The sequence below is a fragment of the Nocardia sp. NPDC051981 genome (assembly GCF_040680715.1).
In the GTDB taxonomy this organism is placed as follows: domain Bacteria; phylum Actinomycetota; class Actinomycetes; order Mycobacteriales; family Mycobacteriaceae; genus Nocardia.
This window is the reverse complement of the sequence record NZ_JBFAXK010000015.1, coordinates 139194-155592: the sequence shown is the minus strand read 5'-3', so window position 1 is coordinate 155592 and position 16399 is coordinate 139194. Positions and strand designations below refer to the sequence as shown.

At 64.7% G+C, this 16399-nt stretch carries 18 protein-coding genes; 6 read left to right on the top strand and 12 right to left on the bottom strand.

What is annotated here, in order from left to right:
• Positions 1 to 332 precede the first annotated feature (332 nt).
• The 3 genes from AB0L60_RS25160 to AB0L60_RS25150 form a co-directional block, all read right to left on the bottom strand.
• Positions 333 to 1529, bottom strand: a complete 1197-nt coding sequence (locus AB0L60_RS25160; protein ID WP_364618061.1) for an SPFH domain-containing protein — start codon at positions 1527 to 1529, stop codon at positions 333 to 335.
• 265 nt (positions 1530 to 1794) lie between these two features.
• Positions 1795 to 2004, bottom strand: a complete 210-nt coding sequence (locus tag AB0L60_RS25155) for a DUF397 domain-containing protein (RefSeq protein WP_364618059.1) — start codon at positions 2002 to 2004, stop codon at positions 1795 to 1797.
• Complete coding sequence (locus AB0L60_RS25150; protein WP_364618057.1) at positions 1994 to 2893, bottom strand: helix-turn-helix transcriptional regulator; 900 nt, start codon at positions 2891 to 2893, stop codon at positions 1994 to 1996. Before AB0L60_RS25150 ends, AB0L60_RS25155 begins: the two co-directional genes overlap by 11 nt.
• A 179-nt stretch (positions 2894 to 3072) precedes the next feature.
• Here AB0L60_RS25150 and AB0L60_RS25145 point away from each other — a divergent pair, with 179 nt between their 5' ends.
• From AB0L60_RS25145 to AB0L60_RS25130, 4 genes are all read left to right on the top strand, one after another.
• Positions 3073 to 3462 (top strand): hypothetical protein, encoded by a 390-nt coding sequence (locus AB0L60_RS25145; RefSeq protein ID WP_364618055.1) that lies wholly within the window; start codon positions 3073 to 3075, stop codon positions 3460 to 3462.
• Entirely contained in the window at positions 3449 to 3754 is a 306-nt protein-coding gene (locus AB0L60_RS25140) for a hypothetical protein (RefSeq protein WP_364618053.1), read from the top strand. Before AB0L60_RS25145 ends, AB0L60_RS25140 begins: the two co-directional genes overlap by 14 nt.
• Before the next feature lie 1104 nt (positions 3755 to 4858).
• Complete coding sequence (locus tag AB0L60_RS25135; RefSeq protein ID WP_354842345.1) at positions 4859 to 5068, top strand: hypothetical protein; 210 nt, start codon at positions 4859 to 4861, stop codon at positions 5066 to 5068.
• On the top strand, positions 5065 to 5379 hold the full coding sequence (locus AB0L60_RS25130; RefSeq protein WP_354842347.1) for a hypothetical protein: 315 nt from the start codon (positions 5065 to 5067) through the stop codon (positions 5377 to 5379). Before AB0L60_RS25135 ends, AB0L60_RS25130 begins: the two co-directional genes overlap by 4 nt.
• 266 nt (positions 5380 to 5645) lie before the next feature.
• On the opposite strand, the gene AB0L60_RS25125 is transcribed toward AB0L60_RS25130, so the two are convergent.
• Positions 5646 to 6983, bottom strand: a complete 1338-nt coding sequence (locus tag AB0L60_RS25125) for a hypothetical protein (RefSeq protein ID WP_364618050.1) — start codon at positions 6981 to 6983, stop codon at positions 5646 to 5648.
• A 24-nt stretch (positions 6984 to 7007) separates the two neighbouring features.
• On the opposite strand from AB0L60_RS25125, the gene AB0L60_RS25120 reads away from it, so the two are divergent.
• Positions 7008 to 7262 (top strand): acyl carrier protein, encoded by a 255-nt coding sequence (locus AB0L60_RS25120; protein WP_364618048.1) that lies wholly within the window; start codon positions 7008 to 7010, stop codon positions 7260 to 7262.
• Here the strand turns inward: AB0L60_RS25120 and AB0L60_RS25115 are convergent.
• From AB0L60_RS25115 to AB0L60_RS25085, 7 genes are all read right to left on the bottom strand, one after another.
• Positions 7259 to 8719 (bottom strand): class I adenylate-forming enzyme family protein, encoded by a 1461-nt coding sequence (locus tag AB0L60_RS25115; protein WP_364618046.1) that lies wholly within the window; start codon positions 8717 to 8719, stop codon positions 7259 to 7261. The two genes, AB0L60_RS25120 and AB0L60_RS25115, sit on opposite strands and share 4 nt — an antisense overlap.
• Before the next feature lie 475 nt (positions 8720 to 9194).
• The gene (locus AB0L60_RS25110; protein WP_364618044.1) at positions 9195 to 10316 is read right to left on the bottom strand and encodes a metallophosphoesterase family protein; all 1122 of its coding nucleotides are present in this window, start codon (positions 10314 to 10316) and stop codon (positions 9195 to 9197) included.
• Between the two features lie 28 nt (positions 10317 to 10344).
• Entirely contained in the window at positions 10345 to 10614 is a 270-nt protein-coding gene (locus AB0L60_RS25105; RefSeq protein ID WP_364618042.1) for a hypothetical protein, read from the bottom strand.
• A gap of 741 nt (positions 10615 to 11355) precedes the next feature.
• The gene (locus tag AB0L60_RS25100; RefSeq protein ID WP_364618175.1) at positions 11356 to 11604 is read right to left on the bottom strand and encodes a DUF6400 family protein; all 249 of its coding nucleotides are present in this window, start codon (positions 11602 to 11604) and stop codon (positions 11356 to 11358) included.
• A 492-nt stretch (positions 11605 to 12096) separates the two neighbouring features.
• The gene (locus tag AB0L60_RS25095; protein ID WP_364618040.1) at positions 12097 to 12657 is read right to left on the bottom strand and encodes a hypothetical protein; all 561 of its coding nucleotides are present in this window, start codon (positions 12655 to 12657) and stop codon (positions 12097 to 12099) included.
• A complete protein-coding gene (locus AB0L60_RS25090) occupies positions 12597 to 13235 on the bottom strand; it encodes a hypothetical protein (RefSeq protein ID WP_364618038.1) in 639 nt (212 codons plus the stop codon). The genes AB0L60_RS25095 and AB0L60_RS25090 overlap by 61 nt, the downstream gene beginning before the upstream one ends.
• Before the next feature lie 482 nt (positions 13236 to 13717).
• Positions 13718 to 14713, bottom strand: coding sequence for a YafY family protein (locus tag AB0L60_RS25085; protein WP_364618036.1), 996 nt, complete (start codon positions 14711 to 14713; stop codon positions 13718 to 13720).
• Positions 14714 to 14817: 104 nt separating this feature from the next.
• Between AB0L60_RS25085 and AB0L60_RS25080 the strand changes: the two genes are divergently transcribed.
• Positions 14818 to 15216 carry a VOC family protein gene (locus AB0L60_RS25080; RefSeq protein ID WP_364618172.1) on the top strand — a complete coding sequence of 133 codons (399 nt, stop codon included), beginning with the start codon at positions 14818 to 14820 and terminating at the stop codon, positions 15214 to 15216.
• Positions 15217 to 15758: 542 nt separating this feature from the next.
• On the opposite strand, the gene AB0L60_RS25075 is transcribed toward AB0L60_RS25080, so the two are convergent.
• Positions 15759 to 16265 carry an ATP-dependent Clp protease proteolytic subunit gene (locus tag AB0L60_RS25075; protein WP_364618034.1) on the bottom strand — a complete coding sequence of 169 codons (507 nt, stop codon included), beginning with the start codon at positions 16263 to 16265 and terminating at the stop codon, positions 15759 to 15761.
• Between the last annotated feature and the right edge of the window lie 134 nt (positions 16266 to 16399).

Here is a 16399-nt window from a genome sequence, read left to right as displayed (position 1 = left end):
GGACCGCCCGGGAACGGGGGTTGCGCGGGAGGGAGGCCGCCTGGGCCCTGGTCGCGGGCCGGTCGCGGCGGCGTCCATGGCTGGGGGTCTGCCGCGCGTGGGGTGGCGGCAGAGTCGCTACCCGGGAGCGGCGGCGGGCCGGAGGGGTGTGGGGGCTGGTTGTCGTTCATCTGGGCTCACTCGGTGCGGCGGACTCGCGGGTCACGCATTGCGGTGGAAGGGATTTCGGGACGCACCGAGTCGTCGGGCGTTGGGTTCCAGCGGGGTACGGCGGCGGACCCGTCGGCAGTCGAGGGTGCCGACGGGTGCGGCCGGGCTGGGTAGGAAGGCTGCTACTGCGGAGGCAAGGGCGGCGGGGTGCCCGGGAGCGGGGGCGGGGTGGCGAAGAGGGGCTGGAGGGCGGGGACGGAGCCGGCGGGTTGCCAGCCGGGCATGCCCTCGGTCCAGACGTTGGTGTCGCGGGTCAGCTGGCCGGACGAGACGTACTGGCGTAGTTGGTCGATGGCGAAGGGGCCCGCGGCCTGGCCGGCGTTGTCGAAGTGGAACTGCTGCTGGCCGGGGAGCGGCGGCGGGGCCGCCTGCTGAGGCGCGGCGGGCTGCGCGTAGCCACCCTGCTGAGGCTGGGCGTAGCCGGGTTGCTGGGGCTGGGCGATGCTGCTCTGCATGGCGCCGGCCATCTGGCCGCCGAGGACCACGCCCATACCGGCCTGCATGGCGGCTCCCATTCCGCCGCCGGGATTCTGGGCGGCGGCGAGCATGGCGTCAGCGGCCTGCATCTGCTGGTAGCGGTTGAGGTCGACATTGTTCATGAAGCCGCCGGCTTCGACACCACGCGCCACGCCGCGGGTCATGGCCTGCTGGATCTCCTCCGGCAGGGAGATCGTCATGGTGACGCCCTCGACCCCGATGCCGAAACCGGACAGGCGCTGACCGACGAATTCACGCAGCTTGTCGGACAATTCGACCTGGCGGCCCTGCAGATCGATGGCGCCCAGGCCGCTGGCCAGCACCATGTCGGAGAAGGCCAGCGCGACATTGGCGCGCAGCTGCTCGCTGAGCACGTCGGCGTCGACCTCGGCATTGGTGCCGATCATCTGGCGCAGGAACACCTCGATGTCGGTGACACGGACGTTCGCGGTGCCGTTGGCGCGGATCTGCACCATGCGGAAGTCGGGGTCGCGCACGGTGACCGGTTGCGGTGTGCCCCAGCGCATGTCGGTGACGGCACGGGTGTTCACGTAGTACACCTCGGACCGGAACGGCGAGTTGAAGCCGTGCCGCCAGGCCTGCAGGGTGGACATGATCGGCATGTTCTCGGTGGTCAGCTGGTAGTGGCCGGGACCGAACTTGTCGGCCAGCTGCCCGCGGTAGACGAAGACCGCCTGCTGCCCCTCCCGGACGATCAGCTCCGCGCCGTTCTTGATCTCGTTCTCGTAGCGGGGAAACCGCCACGCCAGCGTGGTGCGAGTGTCATCCAACCATTCGATGACGTCGACGAATTCGCCGCGGATCATGTCGAACAGGCCCATTGAGTTCTCTTTCCTCCCTCGGGCGCTGCGCCCGACCCCGGCCGAGTATGGCACAGGGTCGCCGGCGCGCGCGGTCACCGTCGTGTGGCTATCGAGCCAACCACAGGCAGTGTTAATCATTCATGAACGACCATGGCCCGCGCGAGCTTTCCCACGCGGGCCATATCAATCCGCTACCAAATCCCCGTGGCGCCCAGGGCTCATCGCGCTGTCCCGCCACCGAGCCACGCTATCTTGCCGGAGAACTGGATCCGGCCGGTCCGGATCAGGCGGGAGAGTCGAGTTCCCCGGCCACCACACCGGCGGTGAAGGCGTCCCACTCACTGGGGGCGAACACCAGCGCTGGGCCGGTCGGGTTCTTGGAGTCACGAATCCCGACCTTGCCCGAATCGAGAAACGCGACCTCTACACATTGGGAACCGGTTTCGCTGTAGCTGCTCTTGAACCAGCGTGCCCCGGACAGGTCACCGTTCACGATCGAACTCCCTTGCTATCTGGCGGACCAGGTCTCGCGTTCGCACTTCATCCAGCGTTTTTGCCCGAACGGCCTCGGCCAACTCACTGTATCGCTGGACGTCCTCGAGCCTCTCCACGTACAGATCGCTGGTCAGCCGACCCTCGACGTAGACGACCGGCGGCTCGACCTGGTTGTTCCTGGCGTCGGTGCCAAAGTCCAACAGCACGAACGGGCCGTGCTGGAAACCCCAGGTGTAGCCGGCCGCATACGGTTGGACCCGCAAGGTCACGTTCGACCTGGTACTCAGGTCGGCGAGATGCTTGAGCTGTGCGGCCATCACCCGCTTGCCACCAACGACCCGACGCAGCGCCGCTTCGTTCAGCAACACTTCGACCGCCAGCGGATTGGCCTTCCGGGTCACGATCACCTGACGCTTCAACCGAATATCGATGCGCCGCTGGATGTCTTCATCGTTCTCGAAGCCCGGGAAGGCGCGGAAAACCGCACGCGCGTAGTCAGACGTTTGCAGCAGTCCGGGTATCTGTTCCTGATAGGTGACCAGACGGCGGGCGGAACGCTCCATGCCGACATACATGTTGAACGCATCACTGAAAAGCCCGCCGAGGGAGAAGATCCCGTCCTCGTCCTTGGCCGTCGCCGCCCGGAACGCCAGACCGACCGCCTGCTCGGTCTCGTCGGCATCCACCTCATAGAGCATGCACAGCTCCCGCACGTCCTGCCGGCGCGGCTTGACCGTGCGACTGGCCTCGAGTCGTTGTAATGCGTTGAAGCTGAGCTGAACCTGGACCGCGGCCTGCTCAAGGGTCAGCCCGGTCGCCTGACGCCGTTCCCGCAGAAACCTGCCCAGTTGCCGCCGCAACAGGGTCGGCGACACATCCTCTGCCATCGATGCTCCCCCTGAAAAGTGAATACATCCGCCAACAGAATCTGAATGCTGGATCGCCTTGGATCCGCATCCCGCCTTGGGATTTCAGACTACCTAATCTGAATATTCAGATTCCGCGTTTTCAGAAACGCCCACGGTGGTGTGCTTGGGCTCCAACGACGACACACAGGTAGGTGACTATGTCCGGCAACAACCCGTGGTCTGTGCAGGCGATCATCGACCGCATCGAACGAGAGAAGCGACAAGCCGCCGACACCGCACCCCCATCGATCGAGAGCGCTACGGTCGGGTATTCGGTGCGCGGGCTGTGGTCGTGCTACTCCGATCCCGGCGAACTGACTGCCGCACAAGCACATATCGCGATGCAACTGCATCTCCAATGCGGAGTCGAGAGCTGTGCGGTGCGGTGGCGGGCGCGCACCGCCCTGGTCGCATCCGGGCGCATGGTCCCCGAGCCCCGTGCGGCGCGAACACCGCCGACCGCGCACAAATCCCTGTTCACCCTGCTACGGGCCGCTGTATTCGGCTACAGCACACTGCTTTTCGGTGGTCGCCATGCCCTGCGATGACCCGGACCTGATCGAGATCCAGGTCATCCAGGACGTCCTCGACACCATCGAAACCCGTCTGCGCTACCGCGAACGCCACGGTTGGCGTTTGACCGTCCCTCGCTCCCGCGTCTACGCAACCGTGCTGCACGCGGTCATCGTCAGCGCCCGCGAATCCCACCGCCTCCCAGCCACCCTCGACCGCGCCGCCATTCTCGACACCATCCTCGACGGCATCGAACCCGCGAGCCACGATGCCGCCGGCCGACCGATCGACGACGTCATCGACCGCCACACGGTGCCCGTGAACTGAATCCGGCCGGCGGATCGATGAAGGCACCGGGCCGAGTCGGCCATCACCTGCATGGCTGGGATCCTGCAGCGACGCTGGCGCTACCGCGGCGGTCAACACGCCAACGGCGTCTACGACCGCATCACGTGGAGCTTCATCCGTGACGTAGCGATGCCGGAAATCAGCAGATCGTGGCGTAAGGACTCCATTGCCCGCATACTCTCCGGGTTAGCCATTGGTCACGTTCACTTTCACTCCGGGGAACTTGTTGAAAACCCCAGTGTGACAGCAGATTCAGACGACATCACGGGAGTCGCTATCGCGCGAGGCCGCGACCCCCGGGCCCCGCCTACTCGCCCGACCCGCCGCCGACGGGGGTTATCGTCTGCATGACGTCGGTGCCGCTGAAGGAGTTGCTCGCCCCTGACAGGGACGCGCATGCGGAAGTTGCGCGAAGCCCGGACGCCGTCTCGGTCGCCACGTCGGCAGGGTCACGATCCGCGTGCCGCTACACCCGGGTCGGGAATGCGTCGATCGCCGACCTGGAATAGCCGGCCAGCCGCCCGGCCCGAGTGTGAAGCATGTGAAATCGGCTGACGCCGAACCTTTTTGCGGCAGTTTCTGCAACATCAGCACCCCGCGTGCTGCCTGGGCTGTGGCATCACCCCGGGAACCCGGCTGCTGCCTGACCGAGCTGAGGCATCGTGGATGTCGCCTGTGGGGTTGGGCAACAACGTATACGATGTATCGCCGATACATCTATTATGCAATGTGCGCTATGTCAAGTTAGGTACCGGCCGCGGCTGATTCGAGCCCCCTATGTGTCGCCGACATCATCTGAGCACTGTTTCCCCTGATGCACGATGTCCTCGATCGAGCCTACCCAGCTGACGTGTCCGTCGGGACGAATATCTCCGCCATGCCCCACCATCCGGCCGCCCATCCCACCAGAACGAGCCAGGCCGGTATCCCGGAACCTGCTACCCAGCCCGAACAAGAGCCGTCCACCAACGCACCGGCAACCCGCCAATTCCCGCCCGGCTGCTATCCCCTGCAGGGTTGCTGACGCGACGCGGGCACGGCGAGCAGTTGCCACAGTAAAGCGTCACGCTTTACCGTGGTGGCATGGCGAAACTGAACATCAGCCTCCCGGACGCGACCGCCGAGGCCCTGCGCGAAAGTGCCGACGGCAACGTCAGTGCCGAGATCAACCGGGCCGTTCTCCAGCGGCTCGCGGACAAGGAGTTGCGGCGCATCGCCGCACACGAGCAGGACAACCCACCGAAATACAGTGATGCCGACCTGGTGCGCATCGGCATGGGCATGCCCCTGTGAGGGAACTGCGCCAGGGCGACACCTACACCATCGCAGCCGGTGACGGCTATCTGACAGTGGTAATCGTCGATGGCCAGGCGCTTCTGCGCCATCGTGATGTCGCCCTGGCGGTGCCGGTGGTCGACGCCCGCGAGATGCCGCAGGATCTGCGGATCTTCTCGGTGGGCTGGGACGAAGGCCGCGTGCTCGCGGTACACCGGTTCATACCCTGCGTGCGAGCGGTACTCGAGGCCGGGACCTACGACGGGACGGTGACCACCGAAATGCTCGACTTCATCAAGATGGTATTGGCCGTGCGATTCGACCTCTGACGGCCGAGCATCTGACGGTCCCGCACCAGATCGACTAGCCGAGGCGCACGGCAATCCACGAGGGAAGCGGCACAATCGGGCCTCTACGCTCAGCGGACGGCACGGTTTCGATCGCATCGACGGGTCGGCCGGCGAACGATCTCATCAGCGAGGCCACCCTCGAAGGACTCGAATCCGCCCGCGCCAGAGGATGACTCGGCGGCCGGCCGGGCCGGTCTCCGGGACCTCGTCCACGACGCGGGGTGTGCCGCGGTCGGCGTGGCGTCTTATCCAGCCAGCTCGAGCCGGGCCACCGCGTTGTCGGTGAGCCGACACACCTCATCGTCGCTCATCGCAAGTGCCGAGTACCCGACGCTGAGATCGAGGCCACCGAGCCGCTCGTTCGCGATCACGAACAGTGACGGGCCGAACATGTCGAGCGAAACGGCTCTGGTGACGTCCTCGAGCGTGTAGTCGCCGTAGGCGGCCTGCAGGCCGGAATCGCCGGTCGTGGTCACAGCAAGTCCGTCGAGGCGCCGGTCGTGCCGGATCCCTGGGCCGACTTCGTGCCGATACACTTCCCATCCCGGGAACTTCATCATCGAGGCGGACTCGTGGTCCTTCGCCAGGGCGGCGATCAGCTTGAACGAGACGTCACGGGCGGTTGCCCAAAAGTCGTCGGTAATCGGGTGCTCGGTGCGCAGGATGTCGACATAGCAACCGAAGGTCTCGTGCGCCCGCGCGAGTCTGCTGAGGCGACGAAGGTCGACCGTGGTCAACACGGTCATGGCATCGAGCCTGTACCGCTCGCGCATGGCAAGCAGGAAGGCTGCCGTTACCGCACCGTGAGGCGTCGTTCTGTTGGCTTTGACGGCATCCATGAGCGTTTCCGTTACGACGGGCTCGAGGTGCCGTGCCACTACACGCGTTTCTTTCTTCCGGTCGGGTACCGCCTGCTTGGGTAGCCGAATGGCCGGCGTATAGGTGGTCTTCTTGCCACTGCCGGACTTGCTGAGCAGGCTGTCCTCGATCGACGGGGGCAGCGTGGTGTCGAGCGGGGGTTTCAGTTGCGCCGCGGCTGGATCGGCGAGGAATTCGAGAAGCTGGCGAGCGAGCATGTTGGCGGACTGGGCGTCGAGCGTCGCGTGATCGGCGCAAATGACGATGTGGTTGAGGTCGGCGTCGGGCGACTGCCGCACCAGCGTTATCCGCAAGCGCGGATGGTTGCCCTTCGGGATCGGTGTGCGGATCTCAGCGGCGAAAACCGTGCGCCAAGCGTCCGGGTCGGTGTCCTCGAGCACCTTCAGCGGGATCTCCGTCGTGCCCTCGGTGTCGAACCAGGGCTGGCGATAGGCGAAGAACGGTATGTGCCGCCAGACCATCTTGCCGTAGCGGACATGAGCGCGAAGGATAGGGTGCTGGTTCTGTAGCCAGGCGAGCGCGCGCTTCACCAGCGCCGGATCGAGGCGGCCGCGCACATGCAGCACCTGCATGGTGATCAGCCCGCCATGGGCATGCAAATGGCTGAGCAGCTGTTCCTTTTCGCCCAGCGGGCGTGTATCGCCCAAGCCTTCCTCCCACGTTTTCGAATACCATTTCCAGGTCGCGCTGAAATTGGCTAACATGCCGACTACACAAGGGACTTAGTGATGAACGATGTCGAACGACCGATAGTCGAGTATATATCCGCCATGGTGGCCGAAACCGGCGGTGCGCCGGTCGATCGCGAGACCCCTTTGCTCGAGGCAGGCCTGCTGGACTCGATCAGTTTGGTAAAACTTGTGCATTTCCTCGAGGAGCGATTCGAGATCAGCATCCCGGACACGGAGATACGGCCGGAGCTGTTCGAATCGCCTGCGAACATAGCGGCCTATGTCTCGCAGCGAGCGGCTCAGCTCGCCTAGAGCTCACGCAGCCGCGCGCGGAGCACCTTGCCGGCCGCGCTCCGCGGCAGTGCGTCGATGAACGCGATCTCGTCCGGGACCTTCTGAACCGACAGCCTTTCGCGGGCATAGCGGATCAACTCATCGGCCGACACCTCCGCCCCTTTGACGACGAACGCGATCAGCCGATTGCCGTTGCGCGAGTCCGGGAGACCCGCCACTGCGGCTTCGGCGACAGCAGGCAAGGCCATGAGCGTCTCCTCCACCTCGATGGGGTCGATCTTGTAGCCGGATACCTCGATCAGCAGCTTGCTGCGGCCACGGATGAAGATGCGACCTTCTTCATCGAGCGAGGCAAGATCGCCGGTCCGGAACCAGCCCTCATCGAACGCCTCGGCATTGGCCACGGCATCGCCGAGATAGCCCTGCATGAGCGAGGATGATCTGATTTCCATTTCACCGACGGATGGGCCGAATTCGGTATCGAACGGGACGATGCGGACCCTGGCGTCGCCCGCGGGCTTGCCCACCGAGGCCCAGTTCGCGTCGAGATCGGCGGAGTTGTTGTGCGAGAACATGCTCGCTTCGGTCGAGCCGTAATCCTGACGAAGTGGGGTACCGAGGCGCTCGCGCACCGCTTCGAAGATCGGCCGTTTCAGCGCGACGCCGCCCGAGAAGGCCAGGCGCATCCTGAGGTCGAAACTGCCGGTCTGACCGGTGACGATTTCGTACATTGCCGGAACGGCGCCCATGACGGTGACGCGCTCGCGGACCATGGTGTCGAGCAGCTTCTTGCGCGAAAGCGCCAGTGGCAGGCGATCGCTCCAATAGAGCGTCGTTGCACCGCCGGCGACGGCTTGCGTAGCGCCCAGTAAGAAGCCCAGCGAGAAGTTGCCCGGCAGAATGTCCACGACGATATCGTCGGGCTGAATTTCCCAGGCTGTGCTGGCCCGTTCACCGTCAGCGACGAGCTCGGCATGGGTGTGCGGCACCACCTTGGGCAACCCGGTCGAGCCGGACGAGAAGAGGTAGAGCGCCGTTGTATCGCCTCCCAGTTTCGGCAGCCGAGGGGTTGCGCTTCCTTCAGGAAGGGCGCTCGTCAGAAGCAGGGGGATGCCGGGGGCTGCATCTGCGATCAGGGTCTCGGCAACAGCGGCAAGACCGGGAGTTGAGATGACTGCGCGGGGTCCGGTCTTCTGCGCGAGTGCGGCAAGTTCGGATCGCGTGGCCGTCTCGCCCAGAGGCATCGCGATGGCGCCGATGGCGAAGAGCGCGTGGGCGGTCACGAAAAGATCTGGCGAGTTCGGAATCAGCAGGGCAACGGGATCGCCGCGCCCGATGCCACGGTCGATAAGGCCGGCGGCGAGCCGGTCGATCCGCTCGACCAAAGCGGCGTAGGGCGTAAATGCTTCACCCTGCCGCAATCCGCTGGTGATCGGTGCCCGCGCTGTGAGCGCGAGCAGATTGTCGTAGATCATCTCTACTCCGCAGGGTCCGCCCCCTCTGTTCGTAAGGATAGAAGTGGGATGCGGCATCTACAAGCCATCAGCGATCACGCCGGCAAGTCAGTTGGAGAACGCCGGTATCGAACATCAAAGCTTCTGTCAGTTTCAGACCAAGCCTTTATCGTGGTTGCCATTGAAAAGGCCGGATGCCGCCGCCAAAAGGACCAGCGAGACAAGGAGGCTCACTTCAAGCCCAGGCGACGGCAGCTCAATTCCGTCCTGCCGCAATCGATTTCCGTGTCCGCGACGAGTTCTTCTCCGACGACGGCGCCGTACAGTCGATCGTCGAAGACCAAGGGTCCGAGTGTTCTCGAGCTCGGCGCGGGGAAGCAAACGAAGCAAAGAGGCACTCAATTTGGCATGGCAGACCCCGCAGTCGCGCGACCAGCGGCATGAAAATGCGTTGCGGCTGTGCCGTAATCGGGCCGAAATGACCCGAGTGTTTCGACTATCGGGGAAGTTGGGGCACGTCGAAATCCAGTGCGGTTGCGAGATTTATCGTTCTGCGGGGAGTGGCGCACTGCCGGGTCAGGCTTTGCAGATCAAGCCTGTCGTGGCGGGCTTGGAACAGGAACAGTGCGGCGGGATGCTGTCGTAGCTGATCGGTGTCGAGTCCGTCGGCGGTGTGGTGGGCGGCGGCGACCAGAGCGGGGAACGCCGACTGGAGCTCGGCTGCCCATTCCTCGACCGCTGTCAGCCAGGCGTGGGTGGCGGCATCGGATGTCGAGGAGAATCGTGCGATTGCCTCGCTCAGTTCCGGCCAGGTGTAGTCGGCCCACGGTTTGGTTTTCAGGACCGGCAACTGCCATTGGCGCCTGACCTCTGACCAGTGATCGCTATATGCCGGCACCGAGTGAATCGCGAAGTCCGGCAGGCTGAGTGCGGTCAGGGTTCCGCCGTGGCAGGCCCCGGTGTCCAGGCCCAAGATCCGGCTGTCGCGAATCAGTGGCTCGTTGCCGGTTACGTGGTGTCCGAACACGATTGGCTTGGCATCGGTGTAGTGGTCGTGCCAGACGCTGTCCGGGAACAGAGCACTGAGTTCGCGCTCACCGCGAGTGGAACCGCACAGGACCTCCGCACGCTGGTCGGCGAGCGGGATGCCGGGCACCATACCGGCATGGACAACGCGGACATGTTCGTTTTCGAAGTAGCACGGAAGCGTCCGCATCCAGTCGACCATGTCGGCATAACCATCGCCGACCTGCAGCCGGGTGATTTCCTGCGCGTAGGAGAAGATCCCGCGGACGTGTTTGCGTTCATGATTGCCCATGACCGCCACCGAGTTCGGGCGTTCACGAAAAAGGCCGACCACCTCGTGTGGTTTCGGGCCGCGGTCGACCAGGTCACCGACGCTGACGAGGAGATCGTCTCCAGTGAGTTCGACCTTCCCGAGTAGCTCGAGTAGCTCATCGAAGCAGCCGTGGATGTCGCCGATAACGACGGTGCGCCCCATCCGGACGACGGTAGCCGCGGATCGGTTCAGCGAGCAAAAGAATATCGCGGTTGTAACCGCACAGCATCCGGCAGTAACGGATATCTCTGGGCCGCAGTCGGTCTCGCCGCCAGCCACCCCGAGTCAGCCGGTCCGGCCAGAACGGTCAGCGGCAGTTCCGGACATTCAGACCGTCTTCGCCAACACCGAAGCGGTCCTCGCACTGGCCACCATCGCCCAGCACGTCGAGATGAACCCGGCGACCACCACGCCGATCCGCCCCCAATTCTCCTTCACCGGTGGCCCCAACGGGCCAGTCCCCTATGCACATCAGCACCCGAAACACCAACACGGCAGCCTTCGGATAGCGATCGAGCGCGGCCGGCGCGGTGGGGGTGTCGAGCTCAGGGTGCTCGTCGTCGATCAACTCACCCACCGATGGCCGACCCTGTATCCGATATTCGGTGCGGGTTCGGCCGACCTCGGATGGGCGCCGCCAGTGAATCTTCCGTCGTGCCACGCTGGCCAGATCGGTCAGCGTGGTCCGCGGCGCTACAGGACATCCGTCTACTACGGACTACAGAGGTAGACACGCTCGTCTGTCACGTCGGATTGCGCTGGCACCAATGGATCTCGGGCCGGAGGCATCATCGATGAGAGCGCAGTCCGCGCGAACCCCGGTCTGCGGGTTGCTCGGATCGCCGAGATGTATCAGCCGCCATTTGGGCCCAACGAACTTGATTGATGCGCCCAAGCGCCGCGGTGCGACCCGGAGGGGACAAATACCGCTCATCGGCTTCGTAAGACCGGTGTCAGGGCCGGGTCCCGGCCAGGATTCGATCCAGGTGCCCGGTGGGATGTTCCCTCGAGCGGCTGCCACTTCGCGCATCGCCTGGCCGACGATGGTGAATCCGTCCTGGACCCACCCGCGAAACTCTCGGCGTAGGTGCGGGTCTTCGCTACTGGCAATGGCCGTAAAACCGACTCGGTCGATCGCAGTGAGCTGTAGGGCTCGACGTCGCGCGGTCTCGGGGTTCGGCCAACCTGATCGCCGAGTGATCGCCAATACTGCGCATCCTCTGCTCACGAAGCTCAGCCGAAAGCCGGAGCGGCCAGGTCGCCACTCGCTGGAGGCAACCGGCCGAACACTGGTCATGGTTCGGGCTACGCGGTGAGATCAGTCGGCGATGGGGCGCATCGCCCGATCCGGCAGGATCCCGGCCTGGACGAGTTCGTCGTAGATCCGCTGCTGCTCATCGTCGAGGTTCGAGTACAGCATGTCGTACGCCAGTTCTTCCTCGGCGAGTACCGCGACCGGATCCCAGTCGTCACCGAGCGCCTCGAGGACGGCGCTGCGCCGTCGTACCTCGTCCAGCGTGAGGTCGTAAGCAAAATTGTGGTCGGCCATTTGGGCATCTCCAACCAGGTTCTTTCCAAAAACGAATTGACGACGATGCCCAACCACGCCGTCTCGGGCAATGACCTGCATCACGTTTCACGGTTCGACTTCGTCACATTTGATGCCCGTGCGCGGACTGGACCGCGGAGTAAATACGTCCGCATAATCGCCACGACACGTCCAGCGCTGAAATCGGGCGCGGCGACGCCACACCGCCAACAGAGCGGAACTCGCCAATGGCCGTCGCTAGGGCACGGGTGCTGTTGCCGGCCGCCCTGATGCTATTTGCCCCGACGCCAGAACCCCCGCACCGATCGAACCCGAACTGGGCCATACGACATCAGAGGCCGGTGGCGACGCGCTCGATATTCGGCATTTCCGTGCACTGCTGCACGCCCAGTCGGGTGAGATGACCTCAGCCCGTTGATCTTCGGAGCGCTCGCGCCGGCCGGTTCGGCCAGCGGGGTATGCGGCACCGGCGGATGATTGCGATCGATGGGTCTCAGCAGTCGCCGCGAATTAATGGTGGAAGAGTCGAATTCCGGTGCGGGCGAGGGTGATGCGGTGTTCGCGGCAAGCATCGGCGATGACATTTGATTGGAGAGCACCACCCGGCTCGATGACGAGCTCAACCCCGTGTTCGGCAGCAACGTCGATGTTGTCCCGGAACGGGAGATACCCGTCGGAGACCAGTGAGACGCCCGCGAGTTGATGAGCACAGCTGACCCGTTCAGCCTTTTCCAGGAACCTGTGGGATCGGGTGAGGCTCGAGACGAGCTCACGCGATTGTGCGGGAGTGAGAGTGCCTGCGGCGGTCGAGATCTGCCAATTCAACCGTTGCTGACGCGCCATCGTCGCAGGCAGTGGTATCTGCTGAACGGCGGGGTGTCGCCGCATCCACCAGGTGCGTACCTTACTTCCGGCGAGCAATGTGCAGTCGATTCGCGACTGCTGTCCGGCACCGATACTCATGCCGTCCCGGACGTAAACGACGGAATTGGACTGGGTGTACCGGGCGATCACCATGCCGAGCAGTGCATCGATCGTCGCGTTGCGGCTGATGGGGTCGCCGACAGCCACATGCAGCAGATCTTCGGTGATCGGCAAATGTCGCGGCCCTGTACAAAGCTGACGCCGAAGACAGTTCGAACCTCCGGCTTGGGTGGCTGGAATGCGGGATCGATCTCGAATACGACGAATCGCCCGCCCTTCTTGCGACCCAGTGCCGCTACGATTCCGGGGGCATAACCCGGCGCGATGATGCCATCGGAGACGGCCGAGGCCAACAGTTCGGCGAGTTCGAGATCAACCGGTTCGGACACCGCGATCATGTCGCGGTAGGACGAACGAGGATCGGCGTCGCGCGCCCGCACATAGGCCGCCGTGATCAGGCCGACCGAGCTGTCGCCCAATCCCCAACTGTCACGCATGGTTTCATCGAGGTCTCCGGCGAGCACCGCACCGGCTGGTGAGACGTGCTTGAACGATGCCGCAGCCGCCTTGCCTGTGGCGCGGCTGGCCTCGGCGACCAGTTGCCAGGCATTGAGCGCATCGAGGTAGTTGATCATCGACGCCGCACCGTGCACCACTCGAACATGGTCACCGCCAGCCGAAACCCGCGCGTGTTGATGTGGATTCATGCCGTAGCGCAAGTCCATTGCCACACCCCCTCTCTCGTCTCGAGATGGGGAGCACCCAGGCGTACGACGCTCCGAAACTGCGCTTCCTCGTGGTCGGCCCACGCAACGCCAGTCGCGATCGACCACACGGTAGCCCATGACAGACCGAACATCCAGACGGACCACGAAGCAAGGGATTTCGGCATCTGCGTGCGCTCGCGCGGCAGGCCCCGCAGCCGGCTCTAACCACACGACCAGCGGGAGACGAGCACGCTGCCATGCGCGCATGAACGGCCAACCCAACCGTTCTAAACGCGCACTACAGCTGAGGAATTGACGCGAAATTGCTGTTTTACAGCGGCTTGTGCGGGATTGCACCGGTCGGCCGAAGCTTGGCATTTGCGTGCGCTACCGGCCTCCGTACGGCGCTCGGGCCGTTGGGCTTCCGGCGCCGCGCGCCGACAGGTCGAACGGCGCGGGTGGCGGTCTTCCGTGCGTTCGCGCTGTGTGGCGACACGGGTCTACAGGTGGGCTTCGGATGGACCGTCGGCGGCTGCCATGAGTCGGCGGGCCAAGGCGCGCACGGCGTCGTTGAGTGCGTCGGGGTGTTCGATGACGAACGGGCGGTTCAGGCCGGCCAGGACGGGGGGAATCCAGTCGAGTTGTTCGGCTCGGATTCTGACCCGGACCCACGGGTGGGTGTCAGAGGGTGGTGAGTCGATCTCGTGCACGGTCGCGATCGCCGCGGGGAGCAGTGGGCGGACCTGGGTGAGGGTGCCCTGAACTCGGATCGAGACCTCATACCGATAGGGCGCCGTGGCAAGTGCGGACAGCAGATGCGCGGTCGGCTCGAATCCCGCTGGCGGAGTGAACGTTCCGGGCAGTGTTGTCACCGCCGTGATGCGGTCGAGCCGGAACTGACGTAGTTCGTCACTGTTGCTGTCCATCCCCGTCAGGTACCACCGGCCGGAGTGGGCGATGAGCCCGTACGGATGTACGGTCCGCTCACTGCGACGCCCGTTCCGGTCGGTGTAACCGATCGCGACCGGTTGGCGCTCGCGGGTGGCCTCGGCGAGCTGGAGGAGGACCGCGGTCTCGACGGCAACCTCCGAGCGGGCGTCGGCGGTGAATTCGGCGGTGTTGATCAGTGCGTCCAGCCGCGCCGTCAGGCGTGCGGGCAGGACGCGACGGAGTTTGGCCGTCACACTCTCGGCCGCGTGGGCGGCTGTTGTCGATTGACCGACGCCGCGGCTGGTGAGGAGTCCGAGCAACACAGCCACCGCTTCGTCATCGGTCAGCATCAGCGGCGGCATTCGGTACCCCCGAGCGAGGCGGTATCCCCCGTAGCGGCCACGCACCGATCGAACGGGGATCTCCAGGTCGGTGAGATGGGTGACGTATCGCCTGACGGTGCGTTCATCGACGCCGAGCCGTCCGGCGAGTTCGCCGACGGTGTGGGTGCCGCCGGCCTGCAACAGCTCGAGGAGTGCCAGCACTCGGGCGGTGGGGCGCGTCATCAGGAAATTCTCTCATCTATACCGGGCGGAAACTGTCCGGTATCGGCTCTAACGTGGCCTGTGGGCGGCGAACCCTCCGCCCCAACCAACAACAGGAGTACGCGATGAATCTCGTCTCGATCCGTCTGATCACCGGCGACATCCAACGACTGGTCGGCTTCTATCAGCACCTGACCGGTGTCGAAGCCACCTGGGCTACACCGGATTTCGCCGAAATCGTCACACCGTCCGGCACACTCGCGATCGGAAGCACCCGCACCGTCGCGTTGTTCGCGGCCGGCAGCGCGCACCCAGCCGACAACCACACCGCGATCATCGAGTTCCTGGTCCCCGACGTCGATGCCGACTACCAGCGCCTGCGGGACACGGTCGACGATTTCGTCAACGAGCCCACGACGATGCCGTGGGGCAATCGGTCATTGCTGCTTCGCGACCCCGACGGCAACCTGATCAACCTCTTCACCCCGGTCACCGCGCAGGCCGTCGCAAAATTTGCCCGCTGACATCCACTCGTCGGCCTGTGTGTGCGGGCACCTGTGAAACGCTCGGCCCATCGATCTTCCACAGGCCCGCGCCGGCCGGTTCGGGCCGCGGACTACGCGGCATAGCGCATATGGTCGTGCGTCCAGTCATCGAGTGCGATCGCACCAGATCTGGCTATCGCGGTCATAGCTCCGTGGCCCCGCCTCTCGCAAGGGCCGCTCCACCACTATGAATATCACAGGCCGACACCCGGCCTGAGTTGATGGCTTGCGCCACATGGCTTCTCGATTCGGAATCGCGCGATCCGCTACGGGTGGGCCGTGAACTGGTTCCGAGGCTGTGCTGGCCTCGTTCGACGAGAAGCCTTGTCAGAGGTGCGATTTGCGCGTTCAGACTGCGCGCGTCAGCCTCTGACCGGTACCCGGGGCCGACTGTCCGGAAACTGATTTGTCTGGTCGTCCGAGACGCTCAGTTCCATTTCCGTGGTGCTATCGACGCCGAACGAGCACCCCTGATCTTGGTGGATGCTCGTTCGGACCGGGGAGTCGACCGGCTTGTGCGTTCAGCGCGGCTGCTCGCGGGCTGCGGGGCCCTCGATCAACCCGTACTCGACAGCGGCGGAGGTGGTGAGTGTCCGTTGCTGTTCGAGGTCATGACGGATCCGATCTGTGTCGCGTCCGGTGAGTTCCGCCAGTCGAGCGAGCAGTGTGTCGAACATGGCTCGCGCGTGTTCGAGTCGTGGTTCGACACGACTGAGTCCGCCATCCAGACGCACCGACGGCTCCCGCAACACGAACTGGGCACTCCTGTAGGCGTAGCGGTGCTCGCACGATGCGAGCAGTCCCAGCGCTGCGCCGCCGAGCGTGCCACTCACATAGGCGCTGACGGGCGCGCGAAGCACGTCCAGCACATCGGTGACAGTGCTGGCGTCGAGCAGATCCGCTTCCAGCCCGTACATTTCGAGCCGGATCGGTCGGGCGCTCTCAGCGTCCAGCGTCAGCAATCGAGCGCACAGCTCGGTGGCAGCCGCGGCGTCCAAATGCCCGCGCGCGATGACCGTCCGCTGCATGAGCAACGCATCCGCCGGTCCCTCCGGGCGAGGATCGATCCATACCTGCGTCGAGGGCGGCGGGGCCGGAACAGGCTGCGGTTGTTCACGTTTCGCCGGGTAGAAGTTCGGAAACTCCGACGGCCAAGGCTGCC